Genomic DNA, 19,369 nt, shown 5'->3' on the forward strand with positions numbered 1-19,369 from the left:
TTTAAGCGTTTTCATCTATTATAACAAAATCTATTTTATATTTCAGTACCTTGAGTCCATTTTTGAAAATTTTCTTTAAATTTCATTAAAACACTTGCATCTTGTAAGCTAGCAAGTGGATAAACAAAAGGCTCTACTGCTATTTCATTTTTCCTCTGTAGGATGAAAATAGTCTTAGATTGTTTAGCATTAGCAAAGAGATTTTCAGGCAGACTAATCATGGCAGTCAGACTCGCCTCCTCTTTCAGCCAGCCTTTCAACAAATCACTCTGAGGACTGGTCAACAAATCACTCGGAGCGAGAAAAATAGCGTATCCATCTGACTTGAGATACTTAAGTCCTTGTTCCATGAGCAAGTGATGGGCGTAAGTATGTTCTTGGCTAGAAGCAACTTGATGACGCGACGCAACGGCGTCATCAGGATAATAGCCGACAGGCAAGTCGCTGATAACCACATCGCTTTCTTTAAGCATTTGTGGACGAACTGCATCTCCTTGGACAAAGCCAGCCTGCAAACCAATTACATCTGCCATACTAGCCGCCAAATCAATCAGCAAATCATCCACTTCCATTCCCAAATAATCCACCTTTTTATCAAGCGAGGTCAAGAAAGTAGTGCCTAGAATTCCCATCCCAGAACCTATTTCGAGGATAGTGATTTCCCCCTCTTTAAACAACTCCTCCACAATAAACACCAAAAGTAAAGCAATAGCATCTGGCGTAAACTGGTGATTGGCCTGTAGGGGCTCTGTCTGCCCGGCCTTCATCAAGAGAAACTGGTAGGTCTTGAGCCATTCTTCTTTGCGAAGCGCTAAGCGTTTAAGGGCCTGATTGTTCTCCTTGACCTGCTCTAACTCAGTCTCACCATCCAGATAGATGCTGTTTTGCTCCACCAAGGCGTCATAAAAGTTAGTCGCCAAATCATTTTGGATGACTTGGACATTCTCTAGTAAATAGGTATAAGCTTGTTCAATTTTTTCAAAATCCATATTCCTATCTTATCAAATTTCCCTTCTTTTTTCCATCCTTATAGAAAAATCACTCCCTGACTAGGCGAGTGATTTTTGGGCTACTGTTAAAAAGAGTTCTGAGTAATTTCCTTGAAACAGGTCTTCAGCACTATAGAGAATCTGACTATGTACAGATGAAAAACAATGCTCAATTAGCTTGTTTTCCAGTTCAACCAATTCAAATCCATGATGATTAGCCTCTATCTTTGTAAAATCAGCAATGAGGAGTTGTCCACCTTCCCTCAAATGTTGATGAAACAGTGAGAGAGCCGCATCCAAATCAGGCATATGATGAAGAACACGACAAACAACAATGAGATCAAACTCTTTCTCCAAGGGTTTTTCCAGTAAATCTTGCTCCAAAAAGTGGATATTCTTGATGTCTTGCTGCTCCGCTTTCAAACGAGCTTGCTCCAGCATTTTCTCCGAAATATCCACCAATGTTACAGACTTGGCCTGCTTGGCTAGGGGCAAGGTTAACAGCCCCGTCCCTCCACCGAAATCCAAAATTTCTTTGTCTGATAGAAGATCAATCTGTTTCTCGACTGCTTGACAAACCAAGTTTGCAAGGAAGATATTTTTAGGTGAATCAAAAGTTTCTGCTTTGTGGTTAAAATCATGTTTCATGCTTTTAGTTTAACACAAAGTAGCTTGATTAGCTAGGAATTCTCTTTCTTTTCAAGCTTCTTTTCTGATTTTTTCTTCTCCACTTTTTCACTTGAATCGGTCGCTACCTCTTCCTTTTTATCTCTTTTCTCTTCTTTGATTTTGACTGAGGGAAATAGGAACTCATATTGACTCTTTTGTGTACGAACCCTTGTCACCAAGCTTATTTTCTTATTTTGATAACTCACCTGACCCAGATTAAAAGTCTGTTCCCCACTTTCTTGCTCAATCTTATCCTTGGTTCGCTTGGCCATAGCAAAAGCAACCAACTTTTCTTTATTTAAAGCATAGTCTTGATAGTGGGCGACTTGTCGGTTCAAGTAAAATTGTAACAAAAGACTAAAGATAGCAGCCACGGTGACTGCATAGAGGAGAACACCTGCCTTAACTTTTTTCTTTTTCCACACGATAGATGAACTCCCTTTCTAAGCCCTTTTGGAATTGAAAACGAAAACGAACCAATTGATTGTCCTCTGTAATCTGCGCAGATTTGAGGCCATAAACCATAGGCTGATAACCTCGTCCACTGGCATCAGTTTTTCGAAAATCATCCGATTTTGACTTACCTATCGCAATTTCCTTGCCATCCTGCTTCATATAGAGGCGATTGCCCTCCACTTTTTCGAATTGCGAACGCTCTAATTCTGCCTCCAGCTGGTCCACAAACAAGAGCCACTCCTTTTGCTCGCTTTGCTGCTGATAACGAACTTCTGAAATGAGGAGCTGACTCATGGCTTGAAAGAGAAGTAAACTCCCACTGATGACAATGAGGGCAATCAGGGATTCCAACAAAGTGAAAGCCTTGACCTTATGGCTCTTTGATCGCCAACAACTGTTCTGAACCATGGTAGACCTCCAATCCCTTTTCACTAGAAAATACCTGAATCTCAATTCCGTTTACGTTTACCTGATTTTGACCTGTCTGCAGTGCCATCCTAGCTACCCTCAAGACTTCTTCCTTTTGCAAGATTTTTGCTTCTTCTTGCCTATTTTTCTGAATTTGTCCCAAAAGAAGGGTCGCAATGCTGGCAAAGATAGCTAGAGCAACCACTGCTTCCAGTAAAATCACTGCCCTAATTTTTTGTTTCCTTAATGCGTTTAATTTTTCCATTTCCTAGATATAATTGATAGCGAATCGCTCCTTTGCTAGTCTGAAATTCAACCTTAGCCAGGGACGAATTGCCCCCAGCTCGGTCAAATATGATACTTTGTCCCGATGGTGCCTGAATTCCTTTAGGGACTGTCAATTTTTGACTGCCATTGCTAATCGTCTGCCCATCTAAGTTTAGACTAGTCTTTTGCTGACTGGCTACACTGCGTTTTTGGGTTTCCCGATAGAGTTCTTCAAACTCCATAAAGAAAATCTGCTCCTCTACCGCCGCAAAAGTGGACTGGACAGAGCCGGACAAGCCCAAAGCAAGGAGACTAACTAGACCCAAAACCAAGAGACTTTCCAGCATAGTAAAGGCCTTAATCTGCAACGGTTTTACTGGTGTTTTGTTTAGCATGGTATTCTTTATAGGCTTTAGCCTGTTCTTCTGTGATTCGCCCATCTGCTTGTAACTTGCTTAGGCTAGCATCTTCATTTTTATCTAAGCTATAAAGTTCTGCCTGACTTTCCACCACCTTAACAACAGCAGCTTTTCCTTTGTCGTTGACTGCCTCTTTTTGCTTGGTCAAATTAGGTACAAAGAGCAAGAGAAGTACGCTGATAATCAGCAAGACTACCAACATCTCCACAAGTGTAAAAGCTTTAACCTTAGCTTTTTTCAAGTATGTCATCATTTTTTTCATGTTAAAAATTTACCTCCATATTTTGATACATGGGCATCAGCATTGCCGCATAAAGTAAAACGATAATCAGTGCCACAAAGATAAAAACCAGTGGCTGCACCAAATTCATGGTGCGGTTGACTCGGGTAAAAAAGGATTCCCAAGTTTTTTCAGCATAGATTTCCAACTCACCACCCAGCTTGGACTTGACTTCTCCATACTCGATTATGAGACTCAATTCCTTCCTAAAGAAAGGATAGGTTCCTATCGTCTGAGAAAATTCTCGACCATTTTGTAGGGATTTAGCTAAATCTTGACCGATTTCTTTAAATAGCTGGGAACCTTGTTCCTGCATCATTTGAAAAATCTGCGTCAACTCCATCCCCTGCGAAATCATATTCCCCCACTCGCGCGCATAATAGGCTGTCAAATAGGTCTGCACAAAGATTCCAAGAAAGGGAAGGCGTGCTAAGATAGAAAAGACGCGCATCTTAGAACTTCTTTTATAAAAAGTTAGTGCTAAAAGGACACCTACTGAAATAAACCCTACCATTCCTAGAAAAATTTGTGGCAGATTACCAATGATTTGGGTGGCAATATTGCTACTATCCAGTTGTGGTAGTAGGTAGTTACGTAGTCCCAGCATGATTAAGAGAAGAAAACCTAGCAAAATCAAAGGATAAGTCGCTACTTCAATTAACTTTTTCTTGACCTTGGCCAGATTGTCTAGATACTCTTCTATCTTTCCCAAACTCAGGTGAAGATTCCCATGAACTTCAGCTAGGGATAACTGAGTGACAATAGCGCTTGAAAAGCCTAAACTAGCCATCATTTCTGAGAATGATTTCCCTTGAGACAATCCCGTGCGCATCTGGGTCACACACTGCTTGTCTAACAGAGAACTCCTATCTAAAAAGGAGATTGTCTCCACCAGATGAAAACCGCTGGAAAAGAGATTGTTAAACAAGGTAATGATATTTTTTTGCTTAGCTGTAGCTAATTTTTTCCGTTTCAGCCTGGAGACTTGTGATATGTCCATCTTTAAGAAGCTGGTCAATCTGTTTATTCCAGCTAGTTGGCTGGTGTTCTTGATAGTCTTTGTTTGCAAAGTCAACGATTCCTCCTCCACCGATTAATCTCTGGTAGCAAACTCCTTGCAGAACAACTGCTAATTCCTCCTCACTCACACCCAACTCCAGCAGGCGTTCATAAACACCTCGGATACTCTTGGCATGAATTGTTGAAAAGACTGTCGCACCTGTCAAACTGGCTCTGACTACTGCACGCGCCGTCTCGCTGTCTCGAATTTCTCCGATAATCAAGAGATCAGGACGATGACGCAAGGAAAGTTTAATCAGATTTTCATATGTTAGTCCGATTGCTTCATTCAACTGCAACTGGAGCATGTCGTCCTGCTTGATTTCGACAGGATCTTCAATGGACATGACTTGCTGTCCTTTAAAGAGGGACTTGGCTAATTCATGCATCAAGGTCGTCTTTCCACTTCCGACTGGACCAGCAAAGAGATAGAGCCCCCGTTGCCTGTACTGCTTGCCCAGTTCTCCAATATCCTGAAACCAAAAATGCAAATCCTGCTCCTCATCATGCAACAAGCGAATCACTAAACTCTCATGCCCTCGATAATCACCTACAGTAGATAAACGTAAGGACGCCATCTTCTGGTCATATTCATAATCACAGGAACCAAGTTGACTACGTCGCTTTTCTCCCACATTCATACCCGCCACAAACTTAAAGTGACTGATGACGGCGGCAAACTTTTCAAAATCATAACAACCGATTTTACAGCGCTCATCTCCGACCCTCATATGAAGCTCATAGGCGTCTAACTTAGGGACAAAATAAATGTCTTGTGCCCCTTTTTTCCGAGCCGAACGAATGATTTCTTGTGCAATTTCTTGAACCATACTTACCTCCTCACCTATACTATTCGCAAAGATTTGGAAAAAAATAAAAAAGCAACTCCAAAAAGTTACTTTTTCTCTATCTTAATTTCATACGGCAAGAACGGTGCCTTTCCTGACCTGTTTGTTTTTCATAGCCTGGGCGTAGCTTTTCGTCTGGAATAACCTGCTCATCCTGCAAAAGAGCCAAAGAATGGTATTGTTGTAAATACTCATCACATTCATCACACCAGCGTTGGTCTTCTGGATCCCAAAAAATGGTCATCAAGTCACTTCTACTTTTATAAAGAGGGGATTCTTGTTCCAATCTAAACCAGCAAGTCTTGTAGTATTTGAGAGCATCATAATACTGATCAAACTTCCTACTTGCTACAATATCTTCTTCCCAACCTTCTATAAACCACCAAGGTTCAAAATCTCCGTACATTTCTATAACACGATACATATTCATTCATTCCTTTGTACCGTATATTATAACCAATTCAGACAAACAAGGAAAGAAATATGCTCATTTCTTAATTTCCAGATAAAAAATCCAGCCATCTGATGGAAAACTGAATTTGATCTGCTGCCTTACGGACTAATAGTCACATAATAAAAAAGCAGAAGCTAGTCTCTAACTCCTGCCTTCTCTCTTATGCTTGATAGCGTTTCACACCATCTAGATACGTAGCTACCAATTCTAAATCTTTGTCTAAAACAATAAAGTCTGCATCATAACCTTCACGAATTTGTCCACAGACATCGTCAATATTAACAGATTTAGCTGGGTTGAGGCTGGCCATCATGACTGCTTCATGTGGATTTGCAATACCCCACTCGACTACATTTCTCATACCATCTTTAAGTTTGAGGATAGAACCTGCCAAATTACCAGTAGATTTGAGACGTGCAGTTCCATTTGCTACTACAACAGGGAATTCTCCCAACATATAGTCACCGTCTTCAAGCCCACCAGCTGTCATACAGTCCGTAATAAGAGCGATGTTTTCTGTCCCCTTCTGCTTAAGTAAAATCTCACAAGCTTTTGGATCTACGTGATAACCATCACAAATCAATTCTGCGTAAGTATGTGGGAGCTCATACATAGCTCCTACCATACCGAGTTCGCGGTGTGTTAAACCACGCATCCCATTATAGGCATGTACCCATACACTAGCTCCTGCATCAACTGCCTTCTTAGCTTGTTCAAATGTCGCATCTGAGTGTCCAAGTGCAACTGTCACACCTTCACCTGTAATAGTACGTACAAAATCTTCCACCCCATCACGTTCTGGTGCAATAGCGATTTTATTTAGCATCCCTTTTGCAGCATCCTGCCAAGAATGAAACTCCTCAACACCAGGGTCTCTCATATAAGTTGGATTTTGTGCCCCCTTAAAAGTTTCTGTGAAGTATGGACCTTCATAATAAATCCCACGAATCTTAGCACCTGTTGCTTCTTTGTAATGGTTCCCAAGATTTTCAGTGACTGCAAGCAATTGCTCATAAGTGGCTGTTAAAGTTGTGGGCAAGAAACTGGTAACACCGGTACTAAGAAGTCCTTCACTCATAGTATGCAATGTCCCTTCAATGTTGTTGTCCATCACATCTACACCTGCATATCCATGAATATGAGTATCCACAAGACCTGGTGCAATGCTATAACCAGTATAGTCAAGAACCTCTGCTCCTTCAGGAATTTGATCCACGTGTTTCCCAAATTTGCCATCAACAAGTTCTAAGTACCCACCGCGACGAATGCCAAATGGATAGAAAAACTGATCTGCTTTAACGTAATTAGGCATAATAATGACCTCCTTAAAAGATTACTTTTGATATTTATTATGTCAATTACATTATAAACTTTTCTGATTCATTTGTAAATGGTATAGACCTATTTTCTAGAGATATTTTAAAAGAGCTGGATGTCTCCAACTCTTTTATCTTATTTTGATTTCACAGGTTGTTCTTGAGCAGCCTTAACAGCAGCTGCTATCGTTTCTGCGTATAGCTTAGCACCTTCTTCGAGCTTGCTATTGTCATTCCCAAAGTGAACTTGGTCTGTTCCAGCCCAGATTTCAGGATGTTCCTTAGAAACCTTATTCCAGTCAGCAATACTTACATAAGGAGTCTTTTCAGCTAATTCACGTGCATAGTTTGCATACTGCTCCACCGATGTATATGTATCCTTGCTCTTATCTCCCTCGTAAGGTGTAACTAAAATCAAATGATGACCTTTTGGCAAATTATTAACAAGACTGTCCAAATCATTCTTGTAACCCTCAGGATTATTAACACCCGTTGCAATGACAACTGTTTTTAAAAGTGCCTTGTTCTGGCTGTTATTGAGCATAATGTCATTGGCTTGCTTGGTAGTACGACTAACCTGAGCATTAATATTTGCATCAGGAAGTGCTTCTTTCAAGGCTGTATTTGCACGCAAAGCAACTGAATCACCAATTAAACTCGTTCCTTCTACAATTCCCAAACGACTTACTTCTGCCTGCTCAGCAAGCATTTTAGTTTGCCCAATATTGGTTTGTGCTTGTTTGAAACCATTGACCATCAAATCCGTTTCAAAGTCACCTACCTGAGGAGCTACAGCCATGATAACTACTGTAATCAAGCTAAGAATTCCAAAAATAGATGTACTAATTACTTGTATATGAGGCAAGCTAGCGATTTTCCGTATTATAGGACTTGTCTTTCCAGCGATCAAAGGTTCCATAACATAAAAAGATAGGCTAGCAAAAAAATATGAAAAGATAATTGTCAGAATAACAGCCGGTAGATTGCTCATTAACTGAGAAAAAACAATATAAAATGGCCAATGGAAAAGATAAACTGCATAGCTAGTGTCTGCTAGAAAACTGATTACCTTTGGTTCTTCTATATTGGGAGTTTTTTCATGCAAGACACGCGCAGCAACAATCATAGCCATGGCTGCTAAACTGGCCATTAAGAATCCAAATAGATAAGCAAAGAGATAGGTAAACTTAACGAAGAAAGTCAACAGTAATAATACCAAGAGACTTGCTCCAAATACTAACAGATTCTGACGTAGATTCCACATTCGATCAAATTGTCTGACCAAATCGCTCGTCTGACGAACTCCCACAACTGTTGCAAGTATACTCCCTAAAAAGAAAGGGTAGACATGGGTTAGACTTGAAAAGTAGACAGTGGAATAGGAGCCGGCCATTAAACTACCAATAAACATGGAGAAGAAACTAATCAAGAAGGTAGCAGCAGACAAGAGAAAAACCATCCCCCTCAACTGACCATTTGATTTAGACTGTTTGGATAAGAACCAAACTGCCAACCCCCAAAGGATATAGTAGTGAACCTCAACAGCCAAGCTCCAATTATGAACAAACAAATGAGGAATGAACTGAGATTCATAACTCCCACCTGTTAGGAGTTCATAGAAGTTGGTCATAAAACCTAAGACACCTGCAATCTGACCCCCAATTCCAGCCACATAATCTTGCCGAACTAGAAAGGTAAAGGGCATGGTCACCAAAACCATGAGAACCACGGGTGGTACGATACGGTAAAATCTTCTCTTAAAAAAGCCCAGCAAATCAATCTGACGTTTCTTGCCAAACTCTTCCAAAAGTAGAGATGTTATCAAAAAACCTGAGAAAGTGAAAAAGACATCTACCCCGAAAAATCCTCCAGGAAAGATAGTCTGAAAGAAATGATACAAGAGTACCAATAGTAAACCTGTAATCCTAATCAAGGAAAACCATTTAATACGCATACGAGTTTATTCTCCATTCGATTAGATTGTAAAAACATCTAATTCTCATTCCATAATACACCTTATTTTATCAAAAAAAGAAGAAAAATCCCAAGAGAAAACTTAGGATTTTAGCATTCTACCTTACAATTATTAGAAATTGCGCCCTGACTTATTGTAACCATATTTTTCCACAAAATACTCACGGAATTCCAAAAGATTATCATCCATAATAGCTTGTCGAACCTGCTTCATCAGATTAAGCAAGAAGTAAAGGTTATGGTAGCTAGTTAAGCGGATACCAAAGGTTTCATCAGCCTTGAGCAGGTGACGAAGGTAGGCGCGTGTATAGTTCTTACATGTGTAGCAATCACACTCAGGATCCAGTTTCGTAAAGTCCTCAGCAAACTGAGCATTCTTTACAACCAAACGTCCCTGACTGGTCATACAAGTCCCGTTACGAGCAATTCGAGTCGGCAAGACACAGTCAAACATATCCACCCCACGAATCACCCCATCAATCAAGCTATCTGGTGCTCCCACACCCATCAGATAGCGTGGTTTGTTTTCAGGCAGCAGTTGGGTTGTGAAGTCCAAGACTGCATTCATCTCTTCGTGGGTTTCTCCCACCGCCAAACCACCGATAGAATAGCCTGGGAAATCCATGCTGACAAGGTCATGAGCCGATTGGCGACGCAAATCTTCAAATCCAGCCCCCTGCACAATCCCAAACAATCCTTGGTCATGCGGACGACGATGAGCCTTCAAACCACGCTCAGCCCAACGGCTGGTACGCTCGATTGATTTCTTAACGTAGTCGTAAGGTTGATAAAACTGAGGACATTCGTCAAAGGACATCATGATGTCTGAACCCAGATTGTTCTGAATAGAGATGGCTTTTTCTGGTGATAGGAACATCTTAGAACCATTGAGATGGTTTTTAAAGGTTACCCCTTCCTCTGTGATATTGCGGCTATCTGCTAAGGAATAAACCTGAAAACCACCACTATCTGTCAAGATAGGCTGATCCCAATTCATGAACTTGTGAAGACCACCAGCGCGTGCAATGAGTTCATCCCCAGGGCGAAGCCAGAGATGATAGGTGTTTGATAGGATAATTCCCGAACCCATCTCCTTCAATTCTTCAGGTGACTGAGTTTTGACAGTAGCTTGAGTCCCAACTGGCATAAACATAGGTGTCGGAAAGGTACCGTGGGGAGTGATGATTTCTCCTAGACGAGCTCCTGTGTGTTTTTCTTTCTTAATCAAGCGATATTTGATTGGTGAATCTGACATTTTTTACCTCCGAAGCTGGGAAAAACAGTCCCAGTTCATACTTTGTGCCCAAGGGCATACTGTATGATTTTATCAAAAAAAGCTGTAACTGTCACAAACTATGTATAAGAACTATGGTATAATGAGAGAATGAAATACCCAAAAATTGATTTAAAAACCATTCGTCTACAGTCCAGACAATTTCAGGCTGACAATCCCCGCCTCTTTCTCGTCTATCTCTTACCTAGCATGCTGGTCATCTTATCTGGCTTCCTCAATCCCTTAGAGCGCCTTAACGAGGCTATTTTAGAACAATCCTCTTTAAGCGTGCTCGGCCATGTATTCCAAGCCTACCTCTTTCCATTATTAGTCTCCTTTATCGGAACAATACTTCTAACCAGTTCAGTCTATACAACACTGAAACTCATCAAGAATCCTGATACAGAACTATCCGTCAAAAATAGTCTCACTCTATTTAAAGAAGAGTACTTTTCACAAACCTTTTTGACTCTCCTTCTCAAACGCTTCTATCTCTTCTTATGGAGTATTCCTAGTTTACTCGGAATTTACTTTCTCTTTTACAGTAGCTTTTTAGCCAAGAAATTCGTTGCCCTTCACCCTGAGTTTCCTAATCTGGATCTCACGTCAATTGAAACCGAGCGCTTCCTCATGACCTTTGGTCTTTACTTTCTAGCAAGTATCCTCTTAATGATTGTCGGAAATAGTCTCTATATCCCACAATACTATGCCTATTCTCAGGTAGAATTTCTCCTATGTGACACCCTAGACTTGGGACAAGCCAAACCAGGACAAATCCTTAAGACTAGCCGTTTCCTGATGAAAGGCTACAAATTTCAACGCTTTGTCCTAGACTTACAACTCCTTCCTTGGTACTTCCTCAATTGGATTACTTTTGGGATTGCTAGTTTCTCACTCCTATCCTACATTCAAATTAATAAAATGATTTTTTACCGAGCAGTATTGGCTCGAAAACGTAGGAATAGATAAGAATCTAATAAAACCAGCACCAAACGCTGGTTTTATTATTTCAAAATCAGTATACTAATTAAGGCCAAAATAGCTGGTCCACCTTGCTTCAAAATAATTTTCTTATCTGCTGTGAGAGAGCCGTAAGCCGCAGCCCCAATCACAAATAAAGTAAACATAGTCACAATTTCTAAATTCTGTGAGAAATAAATTCCATACAAGAGAAATACTCCTAGTAGAGCATTATAAATCCCTTGATTTTTAAACAATGACCTTACAGACGGACGAGCCAGTTCTTCCTTTTCGATGTTAAAGACACGACTAGTCGCTTCTGATTGCGTTGCAATACTTTCCAAATAAAAAATGTAAAAATGCTCCAAAGCAACGATTGTTGCTAAAATGATTGTAATAATTGATATCTATTTCTCCTTAAATTTCTATATTCTCAATCCCCAAAACCAATTTATTTAATAAACGGTTGAGTTCTGTTTTTTCAGATTCTGTTAAGATATTTTCCATCTCTTCCTTAACCTTGATATGCTTCAGAGGGGGATTCACCACTAACTGCTCCTTGGCATACTTCGTAGCCTCTACCAACACTTCTCGCTGATTTTCAGGATTACGATGCCGCTCCACCAAACCTTCCTTTTCTAAAATCTTGAAATGTCGTGTTAAAGCAGCCTGATCAATCTTCAAACGCTCCTGAACTGCTATTTGATTACAAGGGGAATGCTTCAACAAAAATAATAAAATCTGATACCGTGTCAAACTAATCCCAAGTCTTTTTTCAAACAATTGCGTACTCGCTTGCTCAGACAAGCGGAGTTGATAAAGCAGATCTTGAATCTCTATCATTTCTTTCCCCTTTCTATTGATTTATCAATAATTGACTAATCAAGTATAATACAAAGTAAGATAAATTGCAAGAATTATGCTTCAATCATTACAAAATGCTAACTTCCTTTTTCCATTCATATTGATACTCAATGAAAATCAAAGAGCAAACTAGGAAGCTATCCGTAGGTTGCTCAAAGCACAGCTTTGAGGTTGCAGGTGAAGCTGACGTAGTTTGAAGAGATTTTCGAAGAGTATGACAAAGAAAAAACGAACGAGACTCTCTTCCTATCACGAAAGCTAGATCTCATTCGTCAAAATGATATTACAAAGTCTGGTTTTATCCATTCATTGAAACGTGAACGTGGTCATAGTGGTTTTCTGTCACGCTACCACGGTCTGGCATTGGGTTCCAAGTATTAGCTGGCCCATATTTGCTATCGAATGGAGCATAGAAACGTTGTTTCCAAATAATGTAACTAATTCCACGGCTGGCCATGTTTTGAATAGCGTATTCCGCAATCTTATCCCCTAGTTCTGAGCTTTCTGGTACCATAAAATCGATAGCCAAACCTTTTCCGTGATCTCCACTGTCTCCTGGACGGTAACCACTAAAGGATGTGATGCCAAACAAGTTGGCGATTTCTTCTTTAAAGGCAGCTGTTTGTGGTTGAAGACCAGCATTTTCAGATTTCGCTACTGCCAGTCCAGCATAATCGGGCGCAGCTGGAGCCGCGTAAGTTGTTGAAACTGTTTTCGTCTCTTCTGGTTGATAAGTAGAAACTGCTGCTGTAGCTTCACTTGATGATGCTTCTTCTGAACTTGTCGCAGTTGTTTCGGTTACCTTTTCTTCTACTGGCATTGTAGTTGCTTCCACTGCTGACTCGGTTTGAGGGCTTTCTTGTATTTCCTGTTTTTCAGCTGGAGTTGTTACCTGAGAAGCTGCTTCTGCAACTGGACTGCTTGTTTCGGCTGTTTGCGCTTCTGGGGTAGAAGTCTCTGTAGATGGTACCACTTCTTCTGAAGCAGTCACTGTCTCTGTAACTTCTGAACTTGTTGCTACTTCTTTTGTACTTGTAGTTTCAACTGCTTTTGGCGCTTCTGCAATCGGTTGAGAAAGATCTGCAACTTGAACAGTTTGATCATCTACGGTCACTTGATTGGTTGTCAAATCTGCTGTCGCAGTTGTCACTTCTTCACTAGAGTCTGCTTGAGGTGTTTTGATTTCAACTTCTGTGACTTCTTCTGCTTCATTGATAGTCGTTGTCAAAACAGTTTCTGGGAAAATCAAGTCCATATTAGTGATTTTATTCAAATTCGCAAGAACTGTGACATCTACACCCAAGGCTTCTGCAATGGTGCTCAAGGTATCACCATACTGAACTGTATAACTTGTTTTGTTGTCTGTTTTAGTCAAATCGTTTTGGATTTGCTCAACACTACGTGCAGTCCAAAGAACTTCTTTTGCTTGAGTTGCCAATACTGGGGCAAATGATAAGGCTACTGTTGAGGCTAATAATATTCTTTTCTTCATTCTTTCAAATTCCTTTCAAATGAGTACCTGTCTATCATAACACAAAAAATGCAGAAAAAAAGCCCTCTCGGGCCTATTTAATAGAACTGTCTATTCCTTGTAACAAACTCGGTTACTTGAAATAGTTTGTTAGGTCTCTGTCACAAAACTGACACAATCTTATCGTCACTTTCCTTCAAAAATATAAGGAATATCTGCTAACGCTTGAATCCTGTGATTGCCTTCATAAGACGATTCTAAAAAGTTGATACTTTGAATTCTACTATTCTGGGCAAATTCCACATCCAGAGTCCGATCCCCTATATAATAGGTCTTCTCAGAATCCAACTGATACTTGCCTAACAGATAAGTAGCCGCTTCTGAACTAGGTTTACGCGCAAAGCCACTCTGACTGGTTAAAATCTCTGTAAAATAAGATTCCAACCCCAAGTCTCTGAGAATGGTAAGAGCATTGTCTCCCTTATGAGTGTAGACAAACTGCTGAATCCCTGTCTCGTCTGCCCAATCCAACACCTCACTCGCACCTGGCATCAAAACCACCTGAGCGTTCTTCTCAGCCAAATTCTGGGCACGCACCTGATTTAGCACTTCCACATCCAGTTTTCTCTTTTCCGCAACTTTCTCCAGCAAATCCTGCACAGAAAACTTGAGAATAAACTCTCTCACCTTCTCCTTATCATAAGGAATAGAAAACTGACCAAAAGTCTCCTCAATCCCTAATAAAATCGCTTCGTAAGAGTCCAATAAAGTCCCGTCTAAATCCCAAATAAAAGCTATTTTTTGCATTTCCTATCCTTTCAAGCTCATATAACGCTGGTAACGATAACGTAGAAATAACCAACGAAAACCATTATCCAAAAGGGTTCCGGCCCAAATACCGGGCAAGCCCCAACCAAGCACAATCCCCATCAAATATCCTGTTCCAATGCGGATACACCACATTCCTATACTTGTCGCATAAAAGGGAAGACGAGCATTGCCCAAACCCTGCCAGACTGCTGTATAGATGACTGTTCCTATCGTCATAGGAGTACCAAGTAGTGAAAAAAATGTCACTAGCACACTAGCCTCCACCGCTAGAGAATCATTCGTATAGAGATGAGTCAGTGGTATGCCCAAGGCATAGACACTAAGCGTCAAGGGTAACATGAGAAGCAGAGAAAGCCAAAAGGTTCGCTTGCTCAAACTAGCTACTCTTTCCCAATTATCCTCTCCGACCGCTCGAGCCACCAGCATGACCGTTGCCGTAGCCACGCCAAAGGCAGGCATATAGTTAAACTGGGTCAATACTTCTCCGACTGCATTCCCAGCCACTGCCTCCGTTCCAAAAGAAACGACCAAGGCAATGATCACGACATCTCCAGCCCGCATCATAAGCCGCTCTCCAGCTGCTGGTAACGCTAAGGTCAATAGTTCCTTATCTAAACCAAAAGTCGGTTTCTCAAAAGGCAACTTTAATTGCGACCATAAAATCACAAGACCTACCAAACGAGACAGAATTGTCCCCCAAGCAACACCAGCTATCCCCATATCCAGAACAAAAATAGCTAGACTTGAAAACAGAATATTCAAGGCATTGGATAAAAAACTAACATAGAGAGGCAAACGTGGATTATGCGTTGCACGAATCAAGGCTCCCAGACTAGTCATTAAACCTAAGAGAACAATCGATCCTCCTACCAAAGATAGATACAGTCCACCACTCTCAGCTACATCTCTCTCCGTCCCCAAAAGTCCTATTATCTCTTTCCCAGCGAAGATGGACAAAAATCCTAAAAGGAAACTTAATAGTAGGGTAATCTTCAACGCCTCAGTCACATGATAGGCTAGCATAGATTGATCCTTCTGCCCCAAACTTTTTGAGATAACACTGGAAATAGCAGCTCCCAGAGCGATGAAAATCGCCTGGTAAATCGTGATAATATTACTTGCTACTGATACACCTGAAATAGCTATCAATCCTAAATGAGCAACCAAATAACTGTCCACCATTCCCATGAGCATCTGCAAAAAGTTTTCACCCATAGCTGGTAGTGCAATATTAAGAATATCTTTATTTTTCTTAAACAATCCTTCCTCCTGATGAAAAGAAACTCAGTTGGTTTCCCAACCGAGTTTACTCCTTCTGTCTTAAAGTCCTAGATAAGCCTCAACCGCTGCTTGCATATCAGCAGCTGCCACTGTTGTCTTGTGACGAACAAGAGCTGTTTCAAGCCCATCAACTGCAGGTGGCACAGCCACTCCTGAGATTTCATGTAATTGAGCCAAAGCTTCAAAGTCAGTCAAGCCAACTTTCCCTGTTACAGCTTCTACTGCAACTACTGGGAACTTGTATGGACTAGCTGTTGATGCAATCACTGTCTTAGTCGCATCGCCAGTAGCCGCTTGGTATTTTTTATAAACTGCTGAGGCAACCGCCGTATGTGGATCCTCGATATAAGAATCTGACTCATAAACACGCTTGATTTCTGCCGCTGTTTCTTCCTCAGTCGCATATTCAGCTGTAAAGAGGTCCAGAATATCTGCATCAAAGTCTGTCAATTCATATTGTCCTTGTTTATTCAAGGCATTCATGAGTTCAGCTGTCTTTTCAGCGTCATTTCCCAAAAGATGGAAAATCAAACGCTCCAAGTTTGAAGATACCAAGATATCCATAGATGGACTAGTTGTTACTTTAAACTCACGCTTCTTATCGTAAACACGTGTCTTGAAAAAGTCTGTCAAAACATTGTTGTCATTTGAAGCACAGATTAATTTGCCAACTGGTAGACCAATTTGCTTGGCATAAAAGGCAGCCAAGATATTTCCAAAGTTTCCTGTTGGTACTGTGAAGTTGATATGTTCACCAGCCACAATCTCACCAGTTTTAACAAGCTGAGCGTAGGCATAAACATAGTAGACAATCTGTGGTACCAAACGACCAATGTTCATAGAGTTAGCTGATGAAAATTGTAGTTTATTGGCAGCCAATTTTTCACGAAGAACCACATCGTTGAACATATGCTTCACATTTGTTTGCGCATCGTCAAAATTACCGTCTATAGCGATAACATGAGTATTGTCACCAGTCTGAGTGGTCATTTGCAACTCTTGTACCTTGCTGACACCGTCCTTTGGATAAAAGACGATAATCTCAGTACCAGGAACATCTGCAAATCCTGCCATAGCAGCTTTCCCCGTGTCACCAGATGTCGCTGTCAAGATAACAATCTTATTTTCCAAACCATGTTTCTTAGCAGCAGTCGTCATAAAGTATGGCAAGATAGACAAGGCCATATCCTTAAAGGCAATCGTTGAACCATGGAAGAGTTCCAAGTTATATTGGCCGTCTAATTTCACTAATGGCGCGATAGCTGGAGTATCAAATTTGCTATCGTAAGCATTGTTGATACAGTAGTCCAACTCCTCAGCTGTAAAGTCATCTAAAAATGCTGACAAAACTAACTTAGCCACTTCTTGGTAAGAAGCATCTTTCAATTTGTCAAAGTCCAAATCTACCTTTGGATAAGTAAGCGGTGTAAATAAACCACCGTCCGTCGCCAAACCTTGCAAAATAGCTTGGCTAGCAGTTACTGTATTTTTCGCATCACGCGTTGATTGATAAACTAATGTCATTACTCTCTATCCTTTATCTATAGTCACTTCCATTATATCATGATTTTTCAGAAAATTCTCCCTTTATAAGAGAAATTATATACCCAATTCTTCTTTCAAAGCCTGTAAGTAGGTCATTTCTTGCTTATTTCTCATCTCCAGTCCTTCCTCAGCTAGAAGGAGTAAGTCTTTGGAAAATTCAATAATCGCAGTTTTTTCCTCAGCTATAAGATTTTTTTTAGAAAATTGCCGTCTTAAAAACTTGTAATCACGACCAAATTCTTTAAAGAAAGGTGCTGTTTCTAAATAAGCTTCTAACTTATCTAAATTAACCAACAATCCCAAGTGAAAAGCTGCTGAAGCGAAGGTTCTATCTAGAGGCTGAGTACAAACACTACGAAACTCAACTGTTCCGCGAGTCGTTAAGTCTTGGTACTGATAACTACGATGAGTTTCAAAATCCTTCTCTTGAGGATAAATAAGAATCTCATCCCCATTAAGTGCATATGCTTGGATTTCAGGTGTAGCCAAATAGTCCCTAGCATGAATCGGATAAAAGTAATAGGTTTGTCCACCACGTTCCGCAGTAAAAATTGCAGAATGATCTAGATAATCAAAAAAATCATCCTCATCTTTAAAGAGTCTTGCATTGACACCAACGTTTTCTGGATAGATACCATGAATCGATTCTTCCCAGAAAATATCCCTTGAAATTTTCGTATCCCAATCCGCACCTGTAAACTCAGAGTTTGCAAATAAATAAGCCTTAACTGCTTCAATTTGGGTAAAAGTATTAATCACTCGTAAGTAGTTAGACTTTGAAACATCCAGCTGTACCTGACTCCCACAGATAAAAGCACCGTATTCAGGGAAATGATGCAAGTCTGATTTAGTCACATTTCTACTCAAATTCAAATAGTCCATCAACATCTGATAGCGTGGGTAAGCCACTGGACAATTCTCATTTTTATCCCAGTTGGGATGAATACCACAGCCAACAATAGCATGATTTGATTCAGCTAACTTTGTCTGGATTGCTTCCATATAAATGCTAAAACGTTCTTCAACCTCTTGTATCGTTTCAGCCTTACCAAATGCAAACTCAATCGTAGTATAGGAAACTTCAAATAAAATAGTATCCTGACTTACTGGGTCCACTAACTGAATAGGAGTCCCAAAATCATCTACCTTTTCGACAGTAAAATCCAAAGCAGAAACTAAATATCGGAATAAGTGTTTGATAACTTCAAGATCTGTCGCATTTCCTTCCAAGTTTACCACAGGATATTCCAGCTCAATCCCGACAAACAATTCAGGATTTTCTTTAATATTTTTCAAATACCGATGTTTTAATAAATCGATAGAACGAGACATACTTTCCTACACTTTCATAATCTAAATAAAATTTGAATAAGTATTATTATACCAAAAATTATATAAAAAAAGAACGAAGATATACCACGTTCCTTAACTCTATACTATACCGGCGGCCGGGGTCGAACCGGCACGTCCTTGCGGACACTGGATTTTGAGTCCAGCGCGTCTGCCAATTCCGCCACGCCGGCAAATAGTAACTGGGGTAGCTGGATTCGAACCAACGCATGAGGGAGTCAAAGTCCCTTGCCTTACCGCTTGGCTATACCCCAATAATATAAAATAGGCGAGTGATGGGGATCGAACCCACGCATGCCAGAGCCACAATCTGGTGTGTTAACCACTTCACCACACCCGCCATAATTTTATTAACACGGGCAGTAGGAATTGAACCCACACTGAAGGTTTTGGAGACCTTAGTTCTACCTTTAAACTATGCCCGTAACTAAAATAATGGAAGGGGAGGGATTCGAACCCCCGAACCCGAAGGAGCGGATTTACAGTCCGCCGCGTTTAGCCTCTTCGCTACCCTTCCGAAAAATATATAATGGCGCGAGACGGAATCGAACCGCCGACACATGGAGCTTCAATCCATTGCTCTACCAACTGAGCTACCGAGCCTTATTGCGGGAGCAGGATTTGAACCTACGACCTTCGGGTTATGAGCCCGACG

Annotated in this window: 21 protein-coding genes and 6 tRNA genes; 1 reads left to right on the top strand and 26 read right to left on the bottom strand. The window is 40.6% G+C overall.

Annotation, left to right across the window (positions count from 1 at the left end; all coding sequences use genetic code 11):
* Positions 1-35: 35 nt before the first annotated feature.
* The 13 genes from FBF73_RS09105 to tgt form a co-directional block, all read right to left on the bottom strand.
* Entirely contained in the window at positions 36-989 is a 954-nt protein-coding gene (locus FBF73_RS09105; RefSeq protein ID WP_136937624.1) for a class I SAM-dependent methyltransferase, read from the bottom strand.
* A 60-nt stretch (positions 990-1,049) separates the two neighbouring features.
* A complete protein-coding gene (locus FBF73_RS09110) occupies positions 1,050-1,637 on the bottom strand; it encodes a class I SAM-dependent methyltransferase (protein WP_169435210.1) in 588 nt (195 codons plus the stop codon).
* 32 nt (positions 1,638-1,669) lie between these two features.
* Entirely contained in the window at positions 1,670-2,083 is a 414-nt protein-coding gene (gene comGG / locus FBF73_RS09115) for a competence type IV pilus minor pilin ComGG (RefSeq protein WP_124788509.1), read from the bottom strand.
* Entirely contained in the window at positions 2,061-2,522 is a 462-nt protein-coding gene (comGF, locus tag FBF73_RS09120) for a competence type IV pilus minor pilin ComGF (protein WP_124788508.1), read from the bottom strand. The genes comGG and comGF overlap by 23 nt, the downstream gene beginning before the upstream one ends.
* Positions 2,485-2,787 (bottom strand): competence type IV pilus minor pilin ComGE, encoded by a 303-nt coding sequence (gene comGE / locus FBF73_RS09125; RefSeq protein ID WP_260424865.1) that lies wholly within the window; start codon positions 2,785-2,787, stop codon positions 2,485-2,487. The genes comGF and comGE overlap by 38 nt, the downstream gene beginning before the upstream one ends.
* Positions 2,750-3,184 carry a competence type IV pilus minor pilin ComGD gene (gene comGD / locus FBF73_RS09130; RefSeq protein ID WP_169435211.1) on the bottom strand — a complete coding sequence of 145 codons (435 nt, stop codon included), beginning with the start codon at positions 3,182-3,184 and terminating at the stop codon, positions 2,750-2,752. The genes comGE and comGD overlap by 38 nt, the downstream gene beginning before the upstream one ends.
* Positions 3,147-3,470: a comG operon protein ComGC gene (comGC, locus tag FBF73_RS09135; RefSeq protein ID WP_136937625.1), complete on the bottom strand. Its 324-nt coding sequence runs from the start codon at positions 3,468-3,470 to the stop codon at positions 3,147-3,149. The genes comGD and comGC overlap by 38 nt, the downstream gene beginning before the upstream one ends.
* Before the next feature lies 1 nt (position 3,471).
* On the bottom strand, positions 3,472-4,488 hold the full coding sequence (gene comGB, locus FBF73_RS09140) for a competence type IV pilus assembly protein ComGB (RefSeq protein ID WP_136937626.1): 1,017 nt from the start codon (positions 4,486-4,488) through the stop codon (positions 3,472-3,474).
* Positions 4,436-5,377: a competence type IV pilus ATPase ComGA gene (comGA, locus tag FBF73_RS09145; RefSeq protein WP_136937627.1), complete on the bottom strand. Its 942-nt coding sequence runs from the start codon at positions 5,375-5,377 to the stop codon at positions 4,436-4,438. The genes comGB and comGA overlap by 53 nt, the downstream gene beginning before the upstream one ends.
* 76 nt (positions 5,378-5,453) lie before the next feature.
* Positions 5,454-5,819, bottom strand: a complete 366-nt coding sequence (locus FBF73_RS09150; protein ID WP_124788098.1) for a DUF1033 family protein — start codon at positions 5,817-5,819, stop codon at positions 5,454-5,456.
* A 190-nt stretch (positions 5,820-6,009) separates the two neighbouring features.
* Complete coding sequence (gene nagA / locus FBF73_RS09155) at positions 6,010-7,161, bottom strand: N-acetylglucosamine-6-phosphate deacetylase (protein WP_001134550.1); 1,152 nt, start codon at positions 7,159-7,161, stop codon at positions 6,010-6,012.
* Between the two features lie 140 nt (positions 7,162-7,301).
* Positions 7,302-9,119 (bottom strand): acyltransferase family protein, encoded by a 1,818-nt coding sequence (locus tag FBF73_RS09160; protein WP_136937628.1) that lies wholly within the window; start codon positions 9,117-9,119, stop codon positions 7,302-7,304.
* A gap of 132 nt (positions 9,120-9,251) precedes the next feature.
* On the bottom strand, positions 9,252-10,394 hold the full coding sequence (tgt, locus tag FBF73_RS09165) for a tRNA guanosine(34) transglycosylase Tgt (protein ID WP_136937629.1): 1,143 nt from the start codon (positions 10,392-10,394) through the stop codon (positions 9,252-9,254).
* 129 nt (positions 10,395-10,523) lie between these two features.
* Between tgt and FBF73_RS09170 the strand changes: the two genes are divergently transcribed.
* Positions 10,524-11,381: a DUF975 family protein gene (locus tag FBF73_RS09170; RefSeq protein WP_136937630.1), complete on the top strand. Its 858-nt coding sequence runs from the start codon at positions 10,524-10,526 to the stop codon at positions 11,379-11,381.
* 35 nt (positions 11,382-11,416) lie between these two features.
* Here the strand turns inward: FBF73_RS09170 and FBF73_RS09175 are convergent, their stop codons facing one another.
* The 13 genes from FBF73_RS09175 to FBF73_RS09235 form a co-directional block, all read right to left on the bottom strand.
* Entirely contained in the window at positions 11,417-11,779 is a 363-nt protein-coding gene (locus FBF73_RS09175) for a DUF1304 domain-containing protein (RefSeq protein ID WP_136937631.1), read from the bottom strand.
* A 10-nt stretch (positions 11,780-11,789) separates the two neighbouring features.
* Positions 11,790-12,215, bottom strand: a complete 426-nt coding sequence (locus FBF73_RS09180) for a MarR family winged helix-turn-helix transcriptional regulator (protein ID WP_169435212.1) — start codon at positions 12,213-12,215, stop codon at positions 11,790-11,792.
* Positions 12,216-12,534: 319 nt separating this feature from the next.
* Positions 12,535-13,728: a LysM peptidoglycan-binding domain-containing protein gene (locus FBF73_RS09185; protein ID WP_136937632.1), complete on the bottom strand. Its 1,194-nt coding sequence runs from the start codon at positions 13,726-13,728 to the stop codon at positions 12,535-12,537.
* A 165-nt stretch (positions 13,729-13,893) separates the two neighbouring features.
* Positions 13,894-14,514 carry an HAD family hydrolase gene (locus FBF73_RS09190; protein ID WP_136937633.1) on the bottom strand — a complete coding sequence of 207 codons (621 nt, stop codon included), beginning with the start codon at positions 14,512-14,514 and terminating at the stop codon, positions 13,894-13,896.
* 3 nt (positions 14,515-14,517) lie between these two features.
* Positions 14,518-15,798 (bottom strand): MATE family efflux transporter, encoded by a 1,281-nt coding sequence (locus FBF73_RS09195; protein ID WP_136937634.1) that lies wholly within the window; start codon positions 15,796-15,798, stop codon positions 14,518-14,520.
* Positions 15,799-15,858: 60 nt separating this feature from the next.
* Complete coding sequence (gene thrC / locus FBF73_RS09200) at positions 15,859-17,343, bottom strand: threonine synthase (protein ID WP_136937635.1); 1,485 nt, start codon at positions 17,341-17,343, stop codon at positions 15,859-15,861.
* Positions 17,344-17,418: 75 nt separating this feature from the next.
* Positions 17,419-18,696, bottom strand: coding sequence for a gamma-glutamylcysteine synthetase (locus FBF73_RS09205; RefSeq protein WP_136937636.1), 1,278 nt, complete (start codon positions 18,694-18,696; stop codon positions 17,419-17,421).
* A gap of 107 nt (positions 18,697-18,803) precedes the next feature.
* Positions 18,804-18,887, bottom strand: a tRNA-Leu gene (locus tag FBF73_RS09210).
* Positions 18,888-18,896: 9 nt separating this feature from the next.
* Positions 18,897-18,968: transfer RNA gene (locus tag FBF73_RS09215), tRNA-Gln, on the bottom strand.
* A gap of 13 nt (positions 18,969-18,981) precedes the next feature.
* Positions 18,982-19,054 (bottom strand) — tRNA-His (locus FBF73_RS09220).
* Positions 19,055-19,068: 14 nt separating this feature from the next.
* Positions 19,069-19,139, bottom strand: a tRNA-Trp gene (locus tag FBF73_RS09225).
* A gap of 11 nt (positions 19,140-19,150) precedes the next feature.
* A tRNA-Tyr gene (locus FBF73_RS09230) sits at positions 19,151-19,231 on the bottom strand.
* Between the two features lie 13 nt (positions 19,232-19,244).
* A tRNA-Phe gene (locus tag FBF73_RS09235) sits at positions 19,245-19,317 on the bottom strand.
* Positions 19,318-19,369: the final 52 nt, after the last annotated feature.

Origin of the sequence: Streptococcus mitis (assembly GCF_005144795.1) — a bacterium.
Classification (GTDB): Bacteria; Bacillota; Bacilli; order Lactobacillales; family Streptococcaceae; genus Streptococcus; species Streptococcus mitis_BB.